This is a genomic window from Flavobacterium sp. GL_143 (genome assembly GCF_057834355.1).
On record NZ_CM174401.1, the window covers coordinates 96,665 to 119,693 of the forward strand.

Annotated in this window: 17 protein-coding genes; 7 read left to right on the plus strand and 10 right to left on the minus strand. The window is 32.5% G+C overall.

Annotated elements, in window-relative coordinates; translation table 11 throughout:
- Nucleotides 1-142: 142 nt before the first annotated feature.
- Nucleotides 143-946 carry an MbnP family protein gene (locus AC3IPI_RS00415; RefSeq protein WP_489156412.1) on the minus strand — a complete coding sequence of 268 codons (804 nt, stop codon included), beginning with the start codon at nt 944-946 and terminating at the stop codon, nt 143-145.
- A 110-nt stretch (nt 947-1,056) separates the two neighbouring features.
- Nucleotides 1,057-1,422, minus strand: a complete 366-nt coding sequence (locus AC3IPI_RS00420; protein WP_039111590.1) for a hypothetical protein — start codon at nt 1,420-1,422, stop codon at nt 1,057-1,059.
- 134 nt (nt 1,423-1,556) lie between these two features.
- Here AC3IPI_RS00420 and AC3IPI_RS00425 point away from each other — a divergent pair, with 134 nt between their 5' ends.
- Nucleotides 1,557-1,994 carry a DUF4890 domain-containing protein gene (locus AC3IPI_RS00425; protein ID WP_409417279.1) on the plus strand — a complete coding sequence of 146 codons (438 nt, stop codon included), beginning with the start codon at nt 1,557-1,559 and terminating at the stop codon, nt 1,992-1,994.
- A 174-nt stretch (nt 1,995-2,168) separates the two neighbouring features.
- Here the strand turns inward: AC3IPI_RS00425 and hemL are convergent, their stop codons facing one another.
- The 4 genes from hemL to AC3IPI_RS00445 all read right to left on the minus strand — a co-directional run bounded on the left by hemL (nt 2,169) and on the right by AC3IPI_RS00445 (nt 5,704).
- Nucleotides 2,169-3,455, minus strand: coding sequence for a glutamate-1-semialdehyde 2,1-aminomutase (hemL, locus tag AC3IPI_RS00430; protein WP_086894150.1), 1,287 nt, complete (start codon nt 3,453-3,455; stop codon nt 2,169-2,171).
- A 118-nt stretch (nt 3,456-3,573) separates the two neighbouring features.
- Nucleotides 3,574-4,470: a glucosaminidase domain-containing protein gene (locus AC3IPI_RS00435; protein WP_086894151.1), complete on the minus strand. Its 897-nt coding sequence runs from the start codon at nt 4,468-4,470 to the stop codon at nt 3,574-3,576.
- Nucleotides 4,463-5,359: a 1-aminocyclopropane-1-carboxylate deaminase/D-cysteine desulfhydrase gene (locus tag AC3IPI_RS00440; RefSeq protein ID WP_489156415.1), complete on the minus strand. Its 897-nt coding sequence runs from the start codon at nt 5,357-5,359 to the stop codon at nt 4,463-4,465. Before AC3IPI_RS00440 ends, AC3IPI_RS00435 begins: the two co-directional genes overlap by 8 nt.
- Nucleotides 5,360-5,368: 9 nt before the next feature.
- On the minus strand, nt 5,369-5,704 hold the full coding sequence (locus tag AC3IPI_RS00445) for a hypothetical protein (RefSeq protein WP_489156417.1): 336 nt from the start codon (nt 5,702-5,704) through the stop codon (nt 5,369-5,371).
- A 116-nt stretch (nt 5,705-5,820) separates the two neighbouring features.
- Between AC3IPI_RS00445 and AC3IPI_RS00450 the strand changes: the two genes are divergently transcribed.
- From AC3IPI_RS00450 to AC3IPI_RS00475, 6 genes are all read left to right on the plus strand, one after another.
- Nucleotides 5,821-5,997, plus strand: coding sequence for a C1orf53 family protein (locus AC3IPI_RS00450; RefSeq protein WP_165571403.1), 177 nt, complete (start codon nt 5,821-5,823; stop codon nt 5,995-5,997).
- Nucleotides 5,998-6,622: 625 nt separating this feature from the next.
- Nucleotides 6,623-8,599, plus strand: a complete 1,977-nt coding sequence (gene hutU, locus AC3IPI_RS00455; RefSeq protein WP_489156420.1) for a urocanate hydratase — start codon at nt 6,623-6,625, stop codon at nt 8,597-8,599.
- A gap of 36 nt (nt 8,600-8,635) precedes the next feature.
- A complete protein-coding gene (locus AC3IPI_RS00460; RefSeq protein ID WP_039111423.1) occupies nt 8,636-9,181 on the plus strand; it encodes a DUF4136 domain-containing protein in 546 nt (181 codons plus the stop codon).
- A 211-nt stretch (nt 9,182-9,392) separates the two neighbouring features.
- Nucleotides 9,393-10,637: a threonine ammonia-lyase IlvA gene (gene ilvA / locus AC3IPI_RS00465; RefSeq protein WP_489156422.1), complete on the plus strand. Its 1,245-nt coding sequence runs from the start codon at nt 9,393-9,395 to the stop codon at nt 10,635-10,637.
- 175 nt (nt 10,638-10,812) lie between these two features.
- A complete protein-coding gene (locus AC3IPI_RS00470; protein ID WP_039117542.1) occupies nt 10,813-11,199 on the plus strand; it encodes a group III truncated hemoglobin in 387 nt (128 codons plus the stop codon).
- 223 nt (nt 11,200-11,422) lie between these two features.
- On the plus strand, nt 11,423-13,180 hold the full coding sequence (locus AC3IPI_RS00475; protein ID WP_489156425.1) for an aromatic amino acid hydroxylase: 1,758 nt from the start codon (nt 11,423-11,425) through the stop codon (nt 13,178-13,180).
- A 213-nt stretch (nt 13,181-13,393) separates the two neighbouring features.
- On the opposite strand, the gene AC3IPI_RS00480 is transcribed toward AC3IPI_RS00475, so the two are convergent.
- The 4 genes from AC3IPI_RS00480 to AC3IPI_RS00495 all read right to left on the minus strand — a co-directional run bounded on the left by AC3IPI_RS00480 (nt 13,394) and on the right by AC3IPI_RS00495 (nt 22,915).
- Complete coding sequence (locus AC3IPI_RS00480; protein WP_039111430.1) at nt 13,394-14,014, minus strand: DUF4230 domain-containing protein; 621 nt, start codon at nt 14,012-14,014, stop codon at nt 13,394-13,396.
- 60 nt (nt 14,015-14,074) lie between these two features.
- Nucleotides 14,075-15,082: an LLM class flavin-dependent oxidoreductase gene (locus tag AC3IPI_RS00485; RefSeq protein ID WP_039111431.1), complete on the minus strand. Its 1,008-nt coding sequence runs from the start codon at nt 15,080-15,082 to the stop codon at nt 14,075-14,077.
- Nucleotides 15,083-15,531: 449 nt separating this feature from the next.
- The gene (gene tamL, locus AC3IPI_RS00490) at nt 15,532-17,826 is read right to left on the minus strand and encodes a translocation and assembly module lipoprotein TamL (protein ID WP_039117578.1); all 2,295 of its coding nucleotides are present in this window, start codon (nt 17,824-17,826) and stop codon (nt 15,532-15,534) included.
- A gap of 4 nt (nt 17,827-17,830) precedes the next feature.
- Entirely contained in the window at nt 17,831-22,915 is a 5,085-nt protein-coding gene (locus AC3IPI_RS00495; protein ID WP_489156428.1) for a translocation/assembly module TamB domain-containing protein, read from the minus strand.
- Nucleotides 22,916-23,029: the final 114 nt, after the last annotated feature.

The following is a 23,029-nucleotide window of genomic DNA, read 5'->3' on the forward strand; positions in this document are numbered from 1 at the left end:
TAAAAAGAAGCACAAAAGCTCGATTCTAGCCCCGATTGCCGCGATATCCTTTTTTATTTTTCTTTAAAATAAAAAAGATATAGCAAAAAGCGGGACAAGAGTTCCTAATGAAAAAACAACTTTTGTGCTCCTAGGAATGAAATTAATCGTTGTGTACGTGATCTACTCTAAACATTGTTGCTACATTGGCAGTAATTAAAGGCAAAGCAGCTCCACCCATAATCATAGCGCCTGTTCCGCCCATGTTGTAATCTGAAAGTTTGATTTTATTAGGTCCGTCAAGAATTTTAGACAAATCGGCTATAATATGTACATCTGGCGAAATATTAGTTCTTACCAAGGCTTTGGTTGGGAAATCCAGCGTTACTTCGGTATAGTTATAATCAGTTCCTGTTTGTCCTGTATGGATCATAAAAGGAAGTGCAGTTGTAACGGTTTCTGAAGTAAAATTGCCTTCGAAAGCAAGGAATTTATATCCTGCAGTCCAGTTCCATAACATTTTGGCAGCTTGAGCTTGTGCCAGAAAATCTCCTTGTCCTGATGCTCCCAATTGCCATTGCTCTTTATCTACTCCTATTCCGAATTTTACTTTTATGTAATCTCCCGCAGGAACATCTGATAAGACAAATTTGTAACCAGCCGCGCTTGCTTCGTCAGCAATAAAATAGCTTTTTGCTTTTGGGTATGTAAATGTAGTTCCGTCAGTTTTTGTTAAAACAATATTACTTACGATGTATTTTACCGTTGTAATTTTTAAAACTTCCTTATTGGTAGTTGTGTTTGGCTGAGCTTCAAGAATTAAATCGTTTGATCCAAAAGAGTTATCAAATTTTAATCCGATTTTTCCAGTTCCAGAAACTGATTCATTATTATCATCACTTGAACATGCTGAAATAGTAGCAGTTATAGCCAAAATAGCTATTGCTTTATATAATATTTTTTTCATTTTTGAGTTGTATATCTTTAATAAGTCTTTAAAATAGTATGTGCATAGGCTTACTTCAAATGATAATAATCAAATGAAATAGCAGGTCACAAAAGTGTTTTAATTAAAATTTAAGAAATACGTGCTGGTGGATGAAAAAACAAATCCGCATTAAGATGCGAATACAAATTAGCGTAAGCCGCATTAATTTGTGATTTGGTATTATTTGGATAAAATTGTAGGGTAAACAATTTAGTTGATTCAAACATTAAATCGACTTTATCCAGAAGGGTATTTTTTTTATCAGATGAAGATGGCTTTTCGGCATCGGCTGCTTTTGCTAATTCTTTCATCAAGTGACACTTTCCGTTACACTGCATAACAGGTTGTGCCTTGTTCTCGCAAAGTACGGTCGAAATGTAATCATAATTGACAATATATTCTATAACCGGGAATACAGGTTTTAGAAAAATAGCTAGAATCAATATGAAGACCATTTTTTTCACCATGCGAATTTAAGAAACAAATTTTATTTTATCATCTGTTAAATAAATTATAATTAAAAAAAAATCAATTAAACCTATTGATTTCATCAATGTCTAACGACTATAACCTTTAAAACAAACAAATCATGAAAAAATTATTTATCGCTGCTTTATTGTTCGTTGGAATGGTAAGCTTTGCTCAAGACGCTACAACAACGACTCCTAAGCAACAAAAAGAAAGATTGACTCCTGAACAACGAAATGAAAAACATTTAAAGAAACTGACTACCGAATTAAATCTAGATGCCAACCAACAAGCTCAAGTTGGAAAATTACTTGCCGAGAAAAGTGCCAAATCACAAAAATACATGGAAACTCGAAAAGCTAGAAAAGACAGCAATGCAAAACCAACTGCCGAAGAAAAAGCTGCTCTTAAAAAAGAAATGATGGATGAGAAAACAGCAACAGAAACTCAAATGAAATCTATCTTAAATGCCGACCAGTACAAAAAATGGACTGCAATGAGAGAAGAAAATAAAGAGAAGATGAAAGAAAAAATGAAAGACAGAGCAAACAAACAATAATCCAGAATCTACAAAAAAAAACTTCCAGCTTAAACTGGAAGTTTTTTTGGTTATTCTTACCATTAAGAGATTAAGAAAATTAAGCTTTAGTATATCCAGGATTTAAAAACCTTACAGGATTGCAACCTTTGAATTCCCTTAATGAAACTTAATTTCTTATGGTGAAAAAAATATTTAAAAAGTTTTAGAAACTTTATCAATCGCCTGAATTGTAAAGTCTAAATCTTCGTATGTTAATGCATCTGTAATAAACCATGTTTCGTATGCCGAAGGTGCAATGTATACTCCTTCATTTAACAATCCGTGGAAGAATTTCTTAAATGTTTCGTTATCCCCATTGGCAGCACTTTTAAAATCAGTAACTGGCGCAGCATCAAAATGTACCGAAATCATCGATCCTACTCTATTTATTGTAAAAACTACATTATTAGCTTTAAGAACTCTATCAATTCCAGCTTCTAAATAAGCTGTTTTCTCGTCTAAACGAGTAAAAATAGCACGATCATTATCTAACGCTTGCAACATTGCTAATCCTGCTGCCATTGCCAGCGGATTACCAGATAATGTTCCCGCTTGATAAACTGGTCCTATTGGCGCCAGATAATTCATGATTTCTGCACGAGCAGCAAATGCTCCTACTGGCAAACCACCACCTATTACTTTACCAAATGTTACGATATCGGCCTTAATATTAAATAATTCCTGAACTCCTCCACGTGCAAGTCTAAAACCGGTCATAACCTCATCAAAGATTAATAATATTCCGTTTTCTGTACATAATTCACGTAAACCTTCTAAGAATCCTTTATTTGGCGGAATACAACCCATATTTCCTGCAACAGGTTCTATTATAATGGCTGCGATTTCGTTTTTGTTAGCGTTAATTAATGTCGCTACATTTTCTAAATCATTGTATTTTGCCAGCAAAGTGTCTTTAGCCGTTCCCTCTGTAACTCCTGGACTATTTGGACTTCCGAAAGTAACAGCCCCACTTCCAGCCTGAATCAGGAATGAATCTGAATGTCCGTGGTAACAACCTGCAAATTTTATAATTTTATCTCTCTTTGTAAATCCTCTTGCCAAACGTATTGCGCTCATACAAGCCTCTGTTCCAGAATTTACAAAACGAATTTTATCAATATTTGGAACCATCGAAACAGCCAAAGCTGCGATTTGTGTTTCCAACTCTGTTGGCATCCCAAAAGATGTTCCTAATTTAGCTTTCTCAATTACAGCATCAACAACTGGAGCATATGCATGACCTAAAACCATTGGTCCCCATGAATTGATGTAATCTATCAATTTGTTTCCGTCTTCATCATATAAATAAGCTCCTTTAGCGCTTTTTACAAAAATTGGAGTTCCTCCTACTGCTTTAAATGCTCTTACAGGCGAATTTACACCACCCGGAATTACTTTTTCTGCTTCAGCAAAAAGCTGACTGCTTCTTTGATATATCATTATTAACTTTAGATTTTAGAGTTCTGATTTTAGATTTACACGATAAGTTTAAATCTAAAAATCAATTATAAGCTCATTAAAAATATTTTTATGTATCTGGTTTCTTTAGAATTAAATCTTACTTCACAATTAACTTCTGTCCGATAGAAAGGGTATTATCAGCAAGATTGTTTTTTTGCTTTAAATCATCTACAAGTACGTTGAATTTTTTAGAAATAGAATATAATGTGTCTCCTTTCTGGACTTCGTACAAAGAAAGATTACCTGAATTATTATTATTTTGTGTATTAGGTTTTGTAGCAATAACGGTTGTAGTTTTCTCTATTACTACATAGTCTTTGCCCATAGCGATATTATCGTATTGGTGTAATTCGTAACGCTCAATATAACTAATTAATTTTTCTGGATATCTAGGATCTGTTGCGTAACCTGCTGCTCTTAATCCTTTTGCCCATGCTTTATAATCTCCTTTTTCGTAAGTAAACAAGGTCGCATATCGGCTTTTTCCTGTCAGGAATAAAGCATGATCACGAAACGATTCTGATGGATCTTTGTATTTTCTAAAACATTCCTGAGCCGAATCATCATCATGACGAACACTCTCGCCAACCCAGTCTTTATGGCATTTTATACCAAAATGGTTATTAGATGAAAGGGCTAAATCTCCTTTTCCTGCACCCGATTCTAAAATACCTTGTGCCAGAATAATACTTGCAGGAATTCCGTAATTTTTCATATTACCCATCGCAATATCTTTATATTGAGCAATGTAATCACTTATAGAAGTATTGGTAACAACTGTTTTTGAAGTCGACTCGATGACTTCAGTCGTATTATTAGATGTTGTTTTTTTAGTATCTGTCTTGGTATAAACTGGCTTTTTCTTGGTTTGTATTGCTACTCTTTGTTTTTGTTGGGTAGTAGCAGCCTTTTTGGTTGTTGCAATAGCAGGTTTGCTTGCATTACAACCTATTAGTGTTATCGTTATTAATAGTACGAGTGTTTTTTTAAACATTGCTTTTAATTATTGGTAAATTTTTATTCATCAGCTTCATATTCATTCCTTGTATTCCTTGTAATCCGCCAGTATGAATCAGCAGGATTTTTGAGTTTTCGGGGAAATAATTTTTCTTAATTAAATCTATAACGCCAAAAACCATCTTTCCTGTATAAATTGGATCCAAAGGGATTTGATTTTCATCAAAAAACTGATTAATAAAGGCAATAAGCTCTAAATTTACTTTACCATAACCGCCAAAATGGTAGTCTGTAATCAATTCCCAATTTTGATTCTTTGCAAAAATACGAATTTCATCTTTTAAAAAATCCCCTTTTAACGCTGGAAACCCTAAAACTTTTTGATTTGGTAACGCACTATTGCTAATTCCCGAGATTGTTCCTCCCGTTCCTACTGCACAACATACATAATTAAACTCGGCATCTTCGGGCGTTAAAATCTCCTCACAACCCCGAACTGCCAGCTCATTTGTTCCCCCTTCGGGTACAAGATAAAAGGCTCCAAATTTTGCTTTTAGATTATCTAAAAAGTTTATTTCGCTTTTAAGACGATAATCTTCTCGCGAAACAAACTCAAATTGCATTCCGTTTTCATGAGCAAATTTTAAAGTTGGATTCCCTTCGATTTTATCAACAAGTTCATCCCCACGGATAATCCCAATGGTTTTAAATCCGCTTTCTTTTCCTGCATAAGCAACAGCAGCAATATGATTAGAGAATGCTCCGCCAAATGTGAGCAACGTTTCTTGGTTTTCGGCTTTCGCCTGAAGTAAATTATATTTGAGTTTTCGGTACTTATTTCCAGAAATAAAAGGATGAATTAAATCTTCTCTTTTAATTGTAAGTGAAATATTGTTTGGGAAAACGGTATGGATTTTTTGATTCAAAATCTGATTTTATTTTTGATTTAAATACTGCACAAACCGAAAAAAAGGTCTGCTCTTTAAATAGTTCATATTAGCCTCATTTTTATAAGCTTCTCTCTCAAAACTTATATTCTGATACGCTAAACTTGCATTTTTATATTGAAATAAACGCAACACATATTCTATTAAATACCAAATAAAAAATGGTACTATCAATAACTCTAATTGTTGACGCAAATGTATTTTTTCATGATTAACAAAAACCTGATTATTTTTGTCCGAAGGGTATTTTACCAATACAAACGGAAATACAGCCATTCCTCGATATCCTTTCGGAATTAAATATTTAGCAATAATCAAAAACATTCGCTGTAAAATTTATAAATTTGTAGTAGTAAATTACTTCTATACAAAGAAAATCATAATCAATTGAATTTACTTAAAATTAAACATAAAAATAGCATTTTGCCAAATTCAGAATTATGAATGAACAAAATAAGGAAAATAAATTAATTGAGGGCGAAGATTTTTATTATACCCCCGAAGGATATAAATGTTTTACCGAAAAACATCATTTAAAAAGAGGGTATTGTTGCAAAAGTGGTTGTCGCCATTGCCCTTATGGATATGATAAAAAAACAGGAGAAATTAGGAAATAGATTATTAGACTTCTTAGATTGTTAGACTTCTTAGACTTTTGGTTTTTTGGATTATTCGACTGCTCCAAAACCTAAAAACCCTAAGAAATATTAAATTCCTTTGAAACAAATTATATAATCTTTAAATTTCCAAATCTTTAAAATACGATAATTAGAAAATGTATCAATTTGAAGATTAAAAAATTCTACTTCAATGGATTTTTCAATCTTTAAATGCTTAAATCTTTAAATACGAAATATGGATATCTGCTCTCAAAAATATAGGATTACAATCCACAAATCCTATCATAGGTCGGATATTCGGTATCCCTAGTTGTTAATTAGAAAATGTGTCAATTTGAAAATTAGATAATTATTTGAAATCGAATTTTCATTGATAGGTATTTCGCTCCTATGGAGCTTTTACCAACTGATCGTATTGTTTTCTATAAATATTACGCCTTTAAAAGGCTGAAAAAATAAATTCGTTGGAATTATATTATTTTTATAGAAATAGAATTTATCGATTAGTATTTGAACCCCAACGGGTCAACAATAATCTAAAAAACAAAAAATTAATCTGTTGTTAATCTAGCTAAAATACCTTAGCAACTTAGAATCTTAGCAACTAAGCAACTTTATAAAAATGACTTTCCAAGAACAAATACAACAAGGAATTCCATCTATATTACCTCCAAAAGCAGTGTACGATTTAGCTATAAATCATGCACCAAAGCGTAAAGCAATCCTTTCGGCAGAAGAAAAAAAACTTGCCTTAAAAAATGCATTACGTTATTTTGAACCGCAACATCATGCGGAATTAATAACTGAATTCTCTGAAGAATTAGAAAAATACGGACGTATTTATATGTACCGCTTTCGTCCTGATTACAGAATGTATGCCAGACCAATTAGCGAATATCCTGGAAAATCAGAACAAGCAAAAGCTATTATGTTAATGATTCAGAACAATCTGGATTATGCTGTGGCACAACATCCACATGAATTAATTACTTATGGTGGTAATGGTGCTGTTTTCCAGAACTGGGCTCAATACTTGCTTACTATGCAATATTTGTCGGAAATGACAAATGAGCAAACCCTAACTATGTATTCTGGACACCCAATGGGATTATTCCCTTCACATGCTGAAGCTCCACGTGTAGTTGTAACTAACGGAATGGTTATACCTAATTATTCTAAACCGGATGATTGGGAGAAAATGAATGCACTTGGGGTTTCTCAATACGGACAAATGACTGCAGGAAGTTATATGTACATTGGCCCACAAGGAATCGTACACGGAACCACAATTACAGTATTGAATGGTTTCAGAAAAATAAAACTAAATCCCGAAGGAAACTTATTTGTTACTTCTGGATTAGGCGGAATGAGTGGTGCACAACCTAAAGCAGGAAATATTGCTGGTTGTATCACTGTTTGTGCCGAAGTAAATCCTAAAATCACTAAGATCCGTCATGAACAAGGTTGGATTAACGAAATTGTAGAAGACCTTGACGAATTAGTAAAAAGAGTTTCTTTGGCGAAAGCCAATAAAGAAGTAGTCTCTATTGCTTATTTAGGAAACGTAGTAGATGTTTGGGAAAAATTCGATCAGGAGAATATCAAGATCGATTTAGGTTCAGATCAGACTTCATTACATAATCCTTGGGCTGGTGGGTATTATCCTGTTGGAATTACCTTTGAAGCTGCCAATGAAATGATGGCTAATAACCCTGAGTTATTCAAAGAAAAAGTACAAGAAACACTTCGTCGTCATGCCGATGCTATAAACAAACATACCGCCAAAGGAACTTATTTCTTTGATTATGGAAATGCTTTTTTACTAGAAGCTTCTCGTGCAGGAGCTCAGGTAATGGCCGAAAACAATATCGATTTTAAATATCCTAGTTACGTTCAGGATATCATGGGACCAATGTGCTTTGATTACGGATTTGGTCCTTTTAGATGGGTTTGTACTTCTGGAAAACCCGAAGATTTACAAAAAACAGACGCTATAGCTTCTCAGGTTTTAGAAGAAATGGCAAAAACTGCACCCGATGAAATTCAGCAACAAATGCAGGATAATATTAAATGGATAAAAGGTGCTCAGGAAAATAAACTAGTTGTAGGATCACAAGCACGTATTTTATATGCTGATGCCGAAGGTCGTATAAAAATTGCTGAAGCTTTTAACCAGGCTATTGCCAAAGGCGAAATCGGACTAGTCGTTTTAGGACGTGATCATCATGATGTTTCGGGTACAGATTCTCCTTACAGAGAAACATCTAACATTTATGACGGATCAAGATATACAGCCGATATGGCAATACAAAATGTCATTGGTGACAGCTTCAGAGGAGCAACTTGGGTTTCTATACATAATGGTGGTGGCGTAGGCTGGGGAGAGGTTATAAATGGTGGTTTTGGTATGGTTCTTGATGGATCTAAAGAGGCGTCAAAACGCTTAGCATCAATGCTTTTCTGGGATGTTAACAATGGTATTTCAAGAAGAAGCTGGGCTCGTAATGACGAAGCAATTTTTACAATAAAAAGAGCCATGGACACGCAACCTTTATTAAAAGTGACCATCCCTAATATAGTAGACGAAAAGTTATTCTAAATTAAAGTCGATATTAAACTTTTAAATTATTTAAACATGAAAAAATTATTTATTTTACCGATTCTATTCCTTTTTATTCTAAGCTCTTGTAGTTCTGTTTCAGTCTATTCAGATTATGATAAAAATGTGGATTTTACTAATTATAAAACATATGCCTATTTTAAAGCCGGTATTGATAAAGTAGAGATTTCTGATTTAGATAAAAGAAGAATTTTACGCGCTATCGATGAGCAAATGGCAGCAAAAGGTTTTACTAAAAGTGATAATCCAGATTTATTAATAAACATTTTTACAAAAGCCAGAGAAGAAGTGAATGTAAACCAGTTTAGCGCTGGTTGGGGTTACGGATGGGGATATGGATGGAATCCTTACTTAATGATGGGAAATCAAACTTCTGTAACAACATCTACCCAAGGAACTTTATACATTGATTTTATCGATGCTAAGAAAAAAGAAATGATCTGGCAAGGTGAAGGTGTAGGTTATTTAACTCAACAAGGTGGAGAGCAAAAAGATAAAATAGTAACCAATTTTGTGACTAAAATATTAGCACAATATCCACCTACAATTGCAAAAAAATAATCTTTTTTGTTGTTCTTATTAAATAATTAATACATTTGTTTTTTCAAATAATAAACAATGAAAAACTTAAATAACATTATTATCGCTATTAACATTATTGTAATTATGCAATAATGGCGAGGTGTTATATAAATAAGTAAACAAAATACAATTTATTAGAACCTCCCAAATCGGGAGGTTTTTTATTTTAAAAAACAACCAAAAAAACACCATGAATTTATTTAATGAAGTAATTACAGCCAAAGAACAACTAAGCAAAGTAGTTGCCGCTACCCCACTAACTCAAAACCTTAATCTTTCGGACGAGTTTAAATCGACTATTTTATTAAAAAGAGAAGACTTACAAATTGTACGTTCGTATAAAATTAGAGGTGCTTATAATAAAATTTCATCATTAAATGACACCGAAAAAGCAAAAGGTGTTGTTTGTGCAAGCGCAGGAAATCATGCTCAAGGCGTAGCTTACTCTTGTAATTTACTACAAATAAAAGGCAAGATTTATATGCCGAAAACGACCCCGAAACAAAAAGTAAAGCAAGTACAATTATTCGGAAAATCGTTTGTTGAAATTGTTCTTATTGGCGATACTTTTGATGATGCTTATGCCTCTGCAACTGAAGATGCTGTAAAAAGCAATAGAATCTTTATCCATCCATTTGATGATTTAAAAGTTATTGCAGGACAAGGCACTGTAGGATTAGAAATTCTGGAATCATACAAAGAACCTATTGATTATGTATTTGTTCCCATCGGTGGCGGCGGACTTGCATCGGGACTTTCAGAAGTCTTTAAACATTTAAGTCCTGAAACCAAAATTATCGGGGTAGAACCAAAAGGCGCTCCATCGATGAAAACATCTATTATTGATGGCAAAAACACACCATTAAAAACCATTGATAAATTTGTAGATGGTGCAGCAGTAAAGCAAGTTGGCGATATGACTTTTGGTATTTGTCGCAAAAACTTAGATGATATTATTCTTGTTCCCGAAGGCAAAGTTTGCACAACAATTTTACGCTTATACAATGAAGAAGCTATGGTTGTAGAACCTGCCGGAGCATTAACAATTGCAGCATTAGATTTTTATAAAGATAAAATAAAAGGCAAAACAGTCGTTTGCGTGGTAAGCGGAAGTAATAACGATATAGAGCGCACTGCCGAAATAAAAGAACGTTCGTTACTTTACGAAGGATTGATGCATTATTTTATGATTCAGTTCCCTCAACGTCCTGGCGCGCTTAAGGAATTTGTAAATGATATTTTAGGCCCAAATGATGACATCACTTATTTTCAGTTTGCCAAGAAAAACAGCCGAGAAGTTGGTTCGGTGGTAGTTGGCTTGGAACTTAAAAACAAAAAAGACATCGTAAATATTAAAACCAATATGGTTGCCAAGGGATTCGAATTTCAATATCTCAATGAAAATCAAGATTTATATACGCAGTTAATTGGATAAAAAATAAAGGACTACTTAAAAATCTAGTAATCCTTTTCAATACCGTTATTTTTCATTTTATGTTTTATAAATGATCTATTATTTAAGAACCATTTTAGATTCATTTAACTAAATATATAAGATAAATCTTCTGTTTTATGCTATTTTTGCATTTAATTTTTTTCCACATAAAGCCATGGTTATTTTAGACATTACAACAATCGAAGACATAAAACTATTAGTGAATACTTTTTATGCCAAAGTTCAAAAAGACGAACTTATTGGTTCAATTTTTAATGAAAAGATTCAAGAAAAATGGCCAGAACATTTAGAGAAGATGTATAGATTCTGGCAAACAATTTTGCTAGAAGAACATACTTATTCCGGAAGTCCGTTTCCTCCACACAAACATTTACCTGTTGATCAATCCCATTTTAATAGATGGATGGAAATTTTCACAAAAACTGTAGATGGTCTTTTCATCGGAATTGTTGCTGAAGAAGCAAAAGTACGAGCAGCTAATATGGCATATATGTTCAATTACAAAATTGAATATTTTAGGAATGCTGGAAAAAATTCATAAATAGCTCTAATATAAATTAGCTAGTTCCAAAATACAACTAACTGCCAAAATATAGAAAACCTTGTAAAACTCAAAAGAATCATGTCTGATTTTGATAAAGAAATTAAGAACCTAAAATAGGCTCCAAATTTTCTGTCTAAATGATAACACAAAAAATTACTAATAAAGCTAAAAATAGCTTCATAAATTCGTAATTTCGCAGAAGAACTACAACGATTTCGAAATGAACCCAACTATTGAAACAAATCCGTTATTGGACAGATTACCTAAACACTTAAAGCAATTTATTAAACCTCAAGATTACAGCGATTATACGCCAATTAATCAAGCGGTTTGGAGATATGTAATGCGTAAGAATGTTGACTATTTATCTAAAGTTGCTCACCATTCGTATCTAGACGGATTAAAGAAAACTGGAATCGAAATCAATAATATTCCGAGTATGTATGGCATGAACCGAATCTTAACCGAAATTGGTTGGGCTGCTGTAGCCGTTGACGGTTTTATTCCGCCAAATGCTTTTATGGAATTCCAGGCATATAATGTCTTGGTAATTGCTTCGGATATTCGTCAGCTAGAACATATTGAATATACTCCTGCACCCGATATTATTCACGAAGGTGCTGGTCACGCTCCTATTATTGCTAATCCTGAATATGCTGAATACTTGCGTCGTTTTGGCGAAATTGGTTGCAAAGCCATTTCTTCGCATAAAGATTACCAAATGTATGAAGCGATTCGATTGCTTTCGATTTTAAAAGAAGCCGAAGGTACTCCACAAGCCGATATCGATCAAGCTGAAAAAGCAGTTGAAGATTTGCAAAACAATATGGGCGAATTGTCTGAAATGGCACAAATAAGAAACTTACACTGGTGGACAGTTGAATATGGTTTAATTGGTACAGTCGAAAACCCTAAGATTTACGGCGCTGGTTTATTATCATCAATTGGAGAAAGCGCTTGGTGTATGACCGATAACGTAACTAAAATTCCTTACGATATCTCGGCAGCAAACCAGAGTTTTGATATTACAAAATTGCAACCTCAACTATATGTTACGCCTACTTTTGCCCATTTAAATCTTGTTCTTGAAGAATTTGCTAATAAAATGGCTTTGCGTACGGGAGGAATTTCCAGCATTCAAAAATTAATAAACTCAAATGCTTTAGGAACAATAGAACTAAGTACAGGTTTACAAATTTCTGGAGTTTTCACTAATGTTATTGAAGCAGAAGGGAAACCCGTTTACGTACAAACAACAGGAAAAACAGCATTATCTTACCGTGAAAAAGAATTAGTTGGACACGGAATTTTAACGCATCCTGAAGGTTTTGGTAGTCCTATCGGAAAACTAAAAGGCTTTAATCTGGCTATTGAAGATATGAGTCCGATGGATTTAAATGCTTACAAAATAGTCGAAAACGAAACCATCAAACTAGAATTTGAAGGTGGAGTTATTGTAGAAGGTGAAATTATTACTGGGTCTAGAAATTTACACGGTGAGATTATTTTAATCAGTTTAAAAAACTGTACTGTAACTCACGGAGATACTATTTTATTTAAACCTGAATGGGGTAATTATGATATGGCAATTGGCAAAAAAGTAGTTTCTGCTTTTTCTGGCCCTGCCGATGTAAATAGTTTTGATTTAGTCGATTCTATTCCAAAAACAAAAACCATCAAAGCCAAGCATTCTAAAGAACGTGATGAACTAGAAGAATTATACCAACAAGTTAGAACTATAAGAGAAACTAATTCTCATGAAACTTTACTAACTTCTATATTCGAAAAAATCAAAGCAAATCATCCTAATGATTGGTTACTATCTGTAGAAATAGCTGAGCTTTTAAAGAATAGTAATCAGCCTCAATTATTACAGGAAGTATTAGCAAATCTTGAAAATTTAAAAACAAGAAGACCTGAAGTTGCACATTTAATTTCAGGAGGTTTGGATCTGATTTTTGATAAAGAGAAGTGTTAGAAACATTTTCATCCATAAACTTTCCGAGGAACGAGGAATCTCCGCTAGAAACTAACACAAAGTGTCTTACGTTTATGGAGCTACTCATGGAGATTCCTCGTTCCTCGGAAAGACAAGTTTGAGAGAAAGACAAGATTGCAAGAAAACTTTGTGCCTTTGTATCTTTAAACCTTTGTATCTTTAAGCCTTTGCAACTTTGAACCTTAGCAAAACCTACAACTTCAAATCATTACTAAGATCAGTTTCGTTTTGGATTGTTTTGCCGTCGTATTGTAGTTTCCAACCCATTGTATTTGTCAGGATTAAAATTTTAGACAACTCACTGATTAATCGGTTTTGTGCATTTGCTTTAAGCGAAGACTTCTCAATTTTCTTAGCTAAACTTGCTTTTACAGATTTATTTATTTTATTATAATCATCTCCTGTAAACTCGTTTAACTGACTTTGCTCTACATTATAATATTGAATATCTGGATTGATTGTAATTTCTTCTTTTGGAATCGATACTATCTTTATGACTTTATTTTTTTCGTCGATTTCATATTTCATCTTATGCAAATCGTAGGCAACAGTAACGTTTGCATTTACAATAATCAATGCTTTCTTCTCGAAAGATATCATATCTAATAAATACTTATTTGAGTTTTTATAGGTTACTACTTCAGAGAAATGCCCTTCGGTAACTACCAGTTTCCCAACGTTTACAATTTGTTGTTGTATTAAATTGGTATTATAATCCAAACTTGTCGAATCGTCTTTCTTGAATTCACAATACTTAAATGCAAGGACAATTCCGACTATGATTACGATTCCGACTAAAATTCTTCTCAACATAATTATGTTTTAATGATGGCTATTATGAAGCCAATTTAGTGATTTTTTCAGAAAGCATCACTATGCTTTATTGATGTTATCGATAACCTCTTTAAGAATTTTTATACTTTTCATTTTATCCTGATGGTCAAAAATTGGGCTTGTAATCATCAATTCATCTATACCAGAATAGTCTATAAAATGCTTTAAATCTTTTTCTAATTTCTCTTTACTTCCCTTAAAAGTACAAGCTGTCATTTGATCTACATGAAATTTTTCTTCTTCGCTCATCAATCCATCTAATGACTCAAGTGGTGGTTGCATTGGTTTTCTATTATTACGAACCAATCCTAAGAACATTTGATATAAGGTAGTCGAGAGAATTTCGGCTTCTTCATTTGTATCTGCTCCAATCGCATTTACACAAGCCATTGTTTTAGGACTGCTCAAATATTTTGAAGGAATAAAGTTTTTGCGATAAAACTCAAATGCCTGCAACATCATCTTTGGTGCAAAATGTCCTGCAAATGCATACGGTAATCCTTTTGCAGCAGCAAGAGCAGCACTATCCATACTAGATCCTAATATCCAAACTGGTACATTTGCCCCTTCTGCAGGAAATGCTCGTACTTTTGCGGAAGCATTATCTGGTGAAAAATAATCATGAATTGCTTGTACATTTTTTGGGAATTTCTGTGATTGCTCATAAAAATCCTCTCGGATTGCTTGTGCTGTTAACGAGTCTGTTCCTGGTGCTCTGCCTAACCCTAAATCTATTCGGTTTGGGTAAAGTGTTTCTAACGTTCCAAATTGTTCCGCGATAATAAGTGGCGAATGATTGGGAAGCATTATTCCGCCCGAACCTACACGGATGTTTTTAGTCTGACTTGCTATGTAACCAATTAAGACTACGGTTGCGGTACTTGCTACATGTGCCATATTATGATGTTCGGCCAGCCAGAATCGGTTATAATCTAAACTATCAGCTAGTTGAGCAAGCTCTTTAGTTTTCTGAAAAGTTTCTGCTGCATTACTACCTTCAGTAATAAATGCTAATTCTAATAAGGATATAGGTATATTATTGTTCATGTTTAATTAATCTTTTTACAAAATTAGACATTAATAACCTTTTAATTGTTAATTGAATTGTAAAATTCTAACACCGTTAAATAAATATAACGTCGATAGAAAAAAATCTCTTATTTTGAATAGTTACATAATAGTTCGAAGTCACAAAATTTCTTAGGATAACTTGATGAATCCAAAAGTTATTTTTTGTAACTTTAGATAACAAATCATAAACCTCTTAATTATGAAAACTAGCAGAAAAATTAAATATATCACCAAAAGATATATTTACAGAATTATCAGAGATATAAGCGGTAATAAGGATAAATCTAAAAAATTGCTTTTATCTAATTTATTAAAAACAAACGTCCAATTACTTAAAGGTATAGATGTTAATAGTACGGTGCTTTTTTAACTCTTTATGTTAACAAAACTACATTTTTAACTACTAAATTGATGTTGGGATATCCTTAAAAAGGATACCCAATCGCGATGTTGAGTATTAAATTGTCTTTTCTCCAAGAGCCACTTCCAAAGTTAATATCATCTATTACCCAGCGTTGTCCTTCGGGTAAATAAGGTATTCTTAACGGAAATGCAATATCGGTTCTTAATATCAAGAATGATAAGTCAAAACGTAATCCTGCTCCAGCACCAATTGCAAGTTCCTTCATAAAGTTCTTACTGATTTTTGCTCCGGGTTTATTTGGGTCATTATTAACCAACCAAACATTTCCAGCATCTAGAAAAACGGCTCCTCTTACTATACTAAAAAGCTTTGCTCTATATTCTGTACTAAACTCTAGTTTTAAATCTCCTGATTGATCTGGCAAAAATGTACTTGTTGTGTCTGGACTTTTAAAACTACCAGGTCCTATTGAGCGTGCTCTAAAGGCACGAATACTATTAGTTCCTCCTACTACAAATTGCTTGATCGATGGTAAAGAAGAGGAATTTCCATAAGGCAAACCAGCTCCTACAATAATCCTACTTGCTAATTGGCTCTCTTTTCCTAGTTTTAAGTAATGTCTAAAATCGGCTCTTACTTTAACATATTGACTAAAAGGAACATCAAATATTTTTATGGTATCGTTTTTCTTGACATTAGCTCCTGTTACCAAGCCTGTAATATTACCTGCAAGATCAATTTCTCCATTAAAATAGAATGTATTCTTTTTTCTTTTTCGCATAGTATTGGTATAAGTATACGAATACGTAGGTCCAAAGATTAATTGTTTTTCGAGTACTTTAGATAATGATTCATCTTCTGCAACTTGTTGTAAGTAATAAGGCGTTACATGATTTGGGCTTACATAATTAACTTCTATAATATCCAGTTGGTGTTCTTTACGAATATTTTCTTTCCATAAGTAACCAAATGACCCTCTAAAAGAATTTAAGGCATAAAGATTTATTCGGTTTTGATATTCATATCCTAAAGTCGCTTTTGTTTTAGGAACAAACTCGCTAGAGCCTTGGAAATTGAAAGGCGTAATTAATCTTGGCCAGGTTAAACTGGCTTCTCCTCCTACTTTGTAGATATTATTTCCTTTATTTTGTCCTGAAATCTGAAAATCGGCTCCTCCAAATATGGATACGGTAAACAATTCGGCTCCTCTTAGTAAATTTCTATTATTCCAGTTTACATTAATTTCTGAACCTGTATAACTAGCCGAATTGGTTTTTCCTAAAACCTCAACTCGAATGAATTTCTTTGGCAATAAGGTTAAATAGTAATATGCATCGAGAGCATTTTTTATACTATCGGATTCTTTAAATTCATTTTTAACAAAATTAAATGTTCCTAAGTTTACAAATCGATTAAGGGAAAGATTATGATCTGATCGATTATAAAAATCTCCTTTTTTAAAATACAAAGCTCTGTCAAATACTCTTGGTCTAAATGTATTTGTAGAATCTATAATCGTGAAATCTTTGTATTTTAAGATGTCTTCTTTTTTATAAGCTACACTATCTTTTAAAATCGAAAAATTAGGATACACTACTATATCATTAATTTTATAAGCAATTTTGGCTTTGGCAGGTGTTTCACCTTTTATTTTTAATTTTATATTTACCTCATAATCTCCTTTGGTACTATCTACTTGTGCCAAGATATAATCTGGATTAAAATAATAATATCCCTTTTCTTTTAATCGGGAATCAATACGTTCTCTCTCGGATTTTATAACGTCTAAATCATATGGCTTACCAACTTTTAATAATGATCTGCGACTAGTTTTTCCTATTTCTTTGGCTATAGCCGAAGAATCATCAGGAAACGTAACACTTTTAATTTTATATTGTCGTTTAGGAAAAACAGTATATTCTGCTGTTGCTCTTTTATCTTTTGCTGTAGAATCGGCACTAACCCTCACTTTAAAGAAACCTTTATTCTCAATAAAATTTCGCAACACTGCCGAGTTATAATCTAAATCGACTTTGCTGTAAAGTACAGGTGCTTCTCCAACTTTATTTCTTAACCAATATCTTGTTCCTTTCTTTTTCTTAGGTTCCCCAGCCACATTGTATATCCATAATTTAGGACGCAATCCCAGAAATTGTTTATTAGGTAAAGGACGTAGTAAACCTTCTAGCTCAGTCTGTAGTTCTTTTTTTTCTTTCTTTGTAAGAATGGTGTCTTCTACTTTTACCGAAGCTCCTGTATATAATAATTCGCCTTTTGGCAAATATTTGGTATTGCTACATCCTAAAGCAAAAAACAAAGAAAGTAGTATAAAATATTTTAGATATTTAGTTTCCATATTACTACGTTTTTTGCTCTTGTTCATTATCTAATTCTTCTTTCTTTTTCTCTTCTTTCTCTTTTTGCTTATCCTTTTCTTTGCGTATTTTTTCTTTTTTAATCAGTTCTTTTTCTTTCTCACTACGATGAAATAATTCTCTAAACTTATTATAATTCATCGTAATAATAAATGCAACTCCAGTTTCTACAACCTGCCCCTCTACAGCAACCTGATATTGGTTTTTACGATATGCTCTAACCATGTATCGTCCGTCTTTGGTAAGTTGGTAATCTATAGCAACATCTCCAGCAATATTAGTATCCTGCTCATTGTTATCTTGTCCTTCTAGTCCAAAACTGCTTCCTATGGTTACTTTTAATCTATCGTTTAATAGTTTTTTAGAAACTCCTACATTCAAATCTGTTTTATTTTGCTTGGTTCCCGAAGTATAATCATCTGTAGATTCCAAATCAAATTCCAATTGAACACCACTTATTAAATCTCCTGCCAGATTATTTAATTGATCCGAAAGTATTTTACTCACACTTTGTCTCGCCATAGATTCGGCACTTGTACCACCACTTTCGCTTGCAAAAGGGTTTTCACCAACAAATCTGTTCAAGAGTAAAAGTGCAAATACCTGTTTATTTAATTCGGATGGCTCTTGACGTAATTGTTGCAATCTTGCCTGAGACTTTGTTATAATATCTGATGAGACATCATAGTTACCGTCTGGAAGAACGATATCAAACGAGATTTCAGGTTTCATCAATTCTCCGTTCATCTTTAATAAAGTTTGAAACGGAATTTTTTGTTTGTATGTGTTTTTTTCTGCTGCTGGGATAGTTCCTAACTGGTTTCCTAATAAGTCTATCGGCGCAGTATTTACTTTATATATAGCTGTTAAATTTAAATTTGCCATTGTAGGCTCTCCAGTCCATAAAATATAACTTCCTTTCTGGATATCAAATTTTCGTCTTATCATATTAAAACTCATCTCATATGCACCTTCACTAAACTCATATTTCCCTGTTAGTGTAGTTTTTCCAGATGGATCAATCCCGCCAATAAGATCTGCTTCTCCAAGCAATCTCAGATAATCACCGTTGCCTTTATCTATTACCAATGTAAGTTCTGCTTTTTTATCTACAGAGATGGCAACGCTCACATCCATGCCAATCAGTTTCGATTGATTGAGTTTGCTTTCCATCGCAGCAGTTTGTTTCAGTAGTAAATTATCTTCATTTACAAACTCTACAATTCCTTCTCTATCGGCAATCGAAGGGTCTGATTGAGGCATAACAACTGTAAATTTTGTATCCTCATTAATTTTTATATTTCCTCCAACAACCGGATTATCTAATGTTCCTTTTATATTTAGATTTGCATCTAATGATAAATCTCCATAAAACAAATCATTATCAGCTTCTGTAGAATGAATGGCTCTAAACTGATCTGCTTTTATGGTTAAAGCAAAATCATAATTTCTAAAATCTTTAGAGTTGATATTTCCATTTACAAATAATTCATTCTTGTTTTCATCATAAACAGAGAAATTATCAAAAACAATCGCTTCGTTTTCAAACCTTATTTTCTCATTGGCTATTTTATAAATAGAATTAAACTTCGTCACTTTAAAAGCAGCGTCATTAAAATCTAATTCTCCATTTACTTTAGATAAATCGGCATTACCAGTAATTTTAAATTTTCCTGATAAATAACCAGAGCCATCGGTAACATTACCCATGCTAAAACCTTGAATACTTTTAATATTTAAATGATTGATGGCTATATCAAAATCAAAAGTACTATCATCGATTTTATAATTACCTGTTAGGTTTACGTCATTTCCATTCTCTGTTAATGTAACATTTGCTGCTAATAAATTATCGGTTTTATTATCTACTTTTATACCAATATTACCAACTGGTTCACCTTTAAAAGCAAAATCAACTATTTTTAGATCGGAAGTAAAAGTTGGTTTTGTCATTACATTTTCGACCAAAACTGAACCATCAATCAATCCTTGCATTAATAATTCATCTTTTTTAACCATATTTAAAATGGTCTCAATTTTAAAATTGACAAAATCGACTTGTAAAGGTGCGTTCTTTCCGTCGTTTTGTGATTGAATTTTTAGTTCATTACCCGAATTGCTCAAAAAGAACTTATTAATGTAAAGTCTCTTATCTCCAAATTCAATAGAATTATCCTGATCTAAATTCCATTTATCATAATTCAATACAAAATTATCTGAATCAAATTTTATAGTGTTTTTAGCATTTTCATGAAGCAATTCGCCTTTAATAAAATACTGTTCTTTATCTTCTTTGTCTTTTATTTGTAATGCATACCCTAAGATGTTATTCTCGATTTTACCTGATAAACTAACAAAAGGGATTTTAAATTCTCCGCTTTCTACCGGAGCTACAGAAACCTGATATTCTAGCGCATTCTCTTTTGCTTCTATATTTATCTTACCATCCGAAATTGTATTTGTATCATAAATAATCTTAGGGATAGTTCCTTTTATCTCTAAAGAATCTGCTACATTATTATATTTTCCTGTAATTTTAATAGGTTCTAAACCTTTAAGCTTTGGAACTAATTGAAAAAGTAATGGATCACTATCTACTGATAAATTAAATGTTAATCGCTGCTCATCTGAATCTCCTTTGGTTTTAGGAACTTGCAAATCCATGTATTTTGATAGCGATTTTTTTAATGCTGCCGATAATGTTGTGAGTTTATATTTCCCATCAACTTCTGCTTTCAGGAATTGAGATATTACCTTGATATTATTTTTTTCTTTATCGGCATAAGCCAAAATTTTAATGGAATCTAATACAATTGGTTGTGCCTCTTTTAAAACCTGAATATTCGACAAGAAAACCTTTCCGTTTAAAAAATCAGGATTACTATTGGCAATATCTGCATCAACATTTCCTCTAATTTTCATCGGGCCTGCATGAAGATTTAGTTTCTCTAAATCGGCAATATCAAGGTTTAATTTTAATTTTACTGCGGGATATTTATCATCAAATTTTCCGTTGGCAACTAAACCAAAATTTAAATTTGGGTCTTTAATTCCTGAATTTATTGCAAATGCTCCTTTGGCAATCTCTCCCTTTAAAGTTAAATCTCGGTAGGTATATTTATTAAATACTGCTTTTTGTACAATTCCGTCCAAATGTGCTTGTGCCGTTTTAGGATCTAGTCCCTTTCCTTTTACTTTTGCTTTAAGCGTAATTTTTCCTAATGAATCGTTTTTTATTAGTTTACCTAAATCAAATTCTGAAAAAGAAATTGTAGCATCATATTTCTCAGATTTTTTAATTCGTTGGTCAAACAAAGCATCTACTTTGGCATTTCCGAAACTACTATTTAGCGCCAAATTAGTTTTAAAATTATTGACTGAACCTTTAAATTTTCCTTTTAAATTAAATTGAGAAGGTAACTGTATACTTTTTGGAATTGTTCCTGCTGGCACAAACGAAATCACATCTTTGGATGAACTCACAAAGTTTTTTATATCTAAATCATAATATGCTTTTTGCGCGTCTGGCATTCCTGTAATTTTTCCTGAAATAGAAACTTTTGTCGTTCCTATTCCGCTCATTTCAAACTGCGGAATTGCTAAATCCTTTACTTTCCCACTTACTCGTGCATTTATAGATAAAACTGCATTGGGATTGCTCTTAAACGGATTGGTATTTTGTAAATCTGGAACAAAAAGCAATATGTCTTTAAGTCCAACTTTTGCCTGACTTAAATTGGCGTCTAAACTAAGATTATCAATATTTTTAGTTACCGCCGCGATTGATGGATAGGCAACTTTAATATTCTTTTGCAATAAAGTTTGTGGTGTTTTTAAATACAGATTATCCAAATATGCATTTTTAGGCCCATAGAAAAAATCTGTTTTAAACGTTTGGATTTTAAGTCCGCTTTTTTCATTTACTGTAAATGATTTTACGCTCCCCGAAATGGTATCATTTGCATAATACAACTTTTCGGCTTTTAAATTAAAATTATCCAAATCAAGATGTCCATAATCAATCCCTTTCTTAGTAAGTTTTGATTGCATATCATCATATTTAAAAGCGATATTTTGTATATCGGCTGACTTCAGTTTTAACTTCCAGCCTGCTTGAGGAATAGCTGTAGAATCTAAATCGGGCGTTTTAAGTTGTTTGTCTTTTACGCCTAATTGTAGATTTCCTTTTAGATCTTTTAGTTCGAAAGTATCAAAATCCAGCAACTGATTATTTAAATCTAATTTATTAACCAGTAACTGTAATTTCCCCAGAGTTATTCCTGAAGCGAGTTTAGAATCTTTATTGTCATAAGAAATATCGATTTTAGCCAAGCTGATTTTATTTAGTTTTAAATTAAAATCTGGTCTTTTCGAAATTGTATCTACGGTTTTTACTGATGTTTCGGCTATCTTCTCTACTAAATCCTGATTTAGAACTAATTTTAACCCGTTTAAATCTATATTCGGAATATCAAAATCCATTTTATCCAAATCGAATTTTTTAAATTCTGTTTGAAAATTAGCTAGTTTAACACGAACATCATTTTTGGACAAATCATCTTTAAAATTAAAATTGATTTTATCCAAATTGATTTTAACTACCGATATTTTAAAAGGTTTACTATTGGGATCTGCAGGTTCTGGTTCTTTGGAAGCAAATGCTGCAATTATATAATCGAAATTAAAAACTCCGTCTTTGTTTCTGGAAATATTTGTTGTTGTATTTTCAAGCGAAATAGAATTTATTTCTACTTCGCTACTTATGAGTTTAAACAAATCAATGTCTATCTCTAATCGTTTTCCGCTAAGTAAAGTATCTTTCTTTTGATCTTCAAAATAAAAACCTTCTAATACGATTTCTTTAGGAAAATTAATGGCAATTCTATCTAAAGCTACTTTGGTTCTTATTTTTTTTTGCAAATAAGTAATTGCCTTATCCTTGGCGTAGTTTTGTACTGCCGGAACCTGAATTAAAATTGTAATTAATAACAATAATGCTACTAATGTAATGACGCACCAAAGTAGCACTCGAAGTATTTTTTTCAGAAAAGAAATTCGTTTCTTATTCATATAAAGAAAATAAGGCTAATAACTGGTTTAGATTATCGATATATGGTTACTAAATTTAACTAACCATATCCAATTTACAAAATTGTAAAAAATATACCTCAATACTTTACATAA

Coding starts and splice junctions, on each gene's coding strand:
- AC3IPI_RS00470 (WP_039117542.1), top strand. CDS start 10,813: ATGGTTATTTTAGACATTACAACAATCGAAGACATAAAACTATTAGTG.
- hemL (WP_086894150.1), bottom strand. CDS start 3,455: ATGATATATCAAAGAAGCAGTCAGCTTTTTGCTGAAGCAGAAAAAGTA.
- AC3IPI_RS00420 (WP_039111590.1), bottom strand. CDS start 1,422: ATGGTCTTCATATTGATTCTAGCTATTTTTCTAAAACCTGTATTCCCG.
- AC3IPI_RS00480 (WP_039111430.1), bottom strand. CDS start 14,014: ATGTTGAGAAGAATTTTAGTCGGAATCGTAATCATAGTCGGAATTGTC.
- tamL (WP_039117578.1), bottom strand. CDS start 17,826: ATGGAAACTAAATATCTAAAATATTTTATACTACTTTCTTTGTTTTTT.
- AC3IPI_RS00425 (WP_409417279.1), top strand. CDS start 1,557: ATGAAAAAATTATTTATCGCTGCTTTATTGTTCGTTGGAATGGTAAGC.
- ilvA (WP_489156422.1), top strand. CDS start 9,393: ATGAATTTATTTAATGAAGTAATTACAGCCAAAGAACAACTAAGCAAA.
- AC3IPI_RS00445 (WP_489156417.1), bottom strand. CDS start 5,704: ATGTTTTTGATTATTGCTAAATATTTAATTCCGAAAGGATATCGAGGA.
- AC3IPI_RS00495 (WP_489156428.1), bottom strand. CDS start 22,915: ATGAATAAGAAACGAATTTCTTTTCTGAAAAAAATACTTCGAGTGCTA.
- AC3IPI_RS00450 (WP_165571403.1), top strand. CDS start 5,821: ATGAATGAACAAAATAAGGAAAATAAATTAATTGAGGGCGAAGATTTT.
- AC3IPI_RS00485 (WP_039111431.1), bottom strand. CDS start 15,082: ATGAACAATAATATACCTATATCCTTATTAGAATTAGCATTTATTACT.
- AC3IPI_RS00435 (WP_086894151.1), bottom strand. CDS start 4,470: ATGTTTAAAAAAACACTCGTACTATTAATAACGATAACACTAATAGGT.
- AC3IPI_RS00475 (WP_489156425.1), top strand. CDS start 11,423: ATGAACCCAACTATTGAAACAAATCCGTTATTGGACAGATTACCTAAA.
- AC3IPI_RS00415 (WP_489156412.1), bottom strand. CDS start 946: ATGAAAAAAATATTATATAAAGCAATAGCTATTTTGGCTATAACTGCT.
- AC3IPI_RS00460 (WP_039111423.1), top strand. CDS start 8,636: ATGAAAAAATTATTTATTTTACCGATTCTATTCCTTTTTATTCTAAGC.
- hutU (WP_489156420.1), top strand. CDS start 6,623: ATGACTTTCCAAGAACAAATACAACAAGGAATTCCATCTATATTACCT.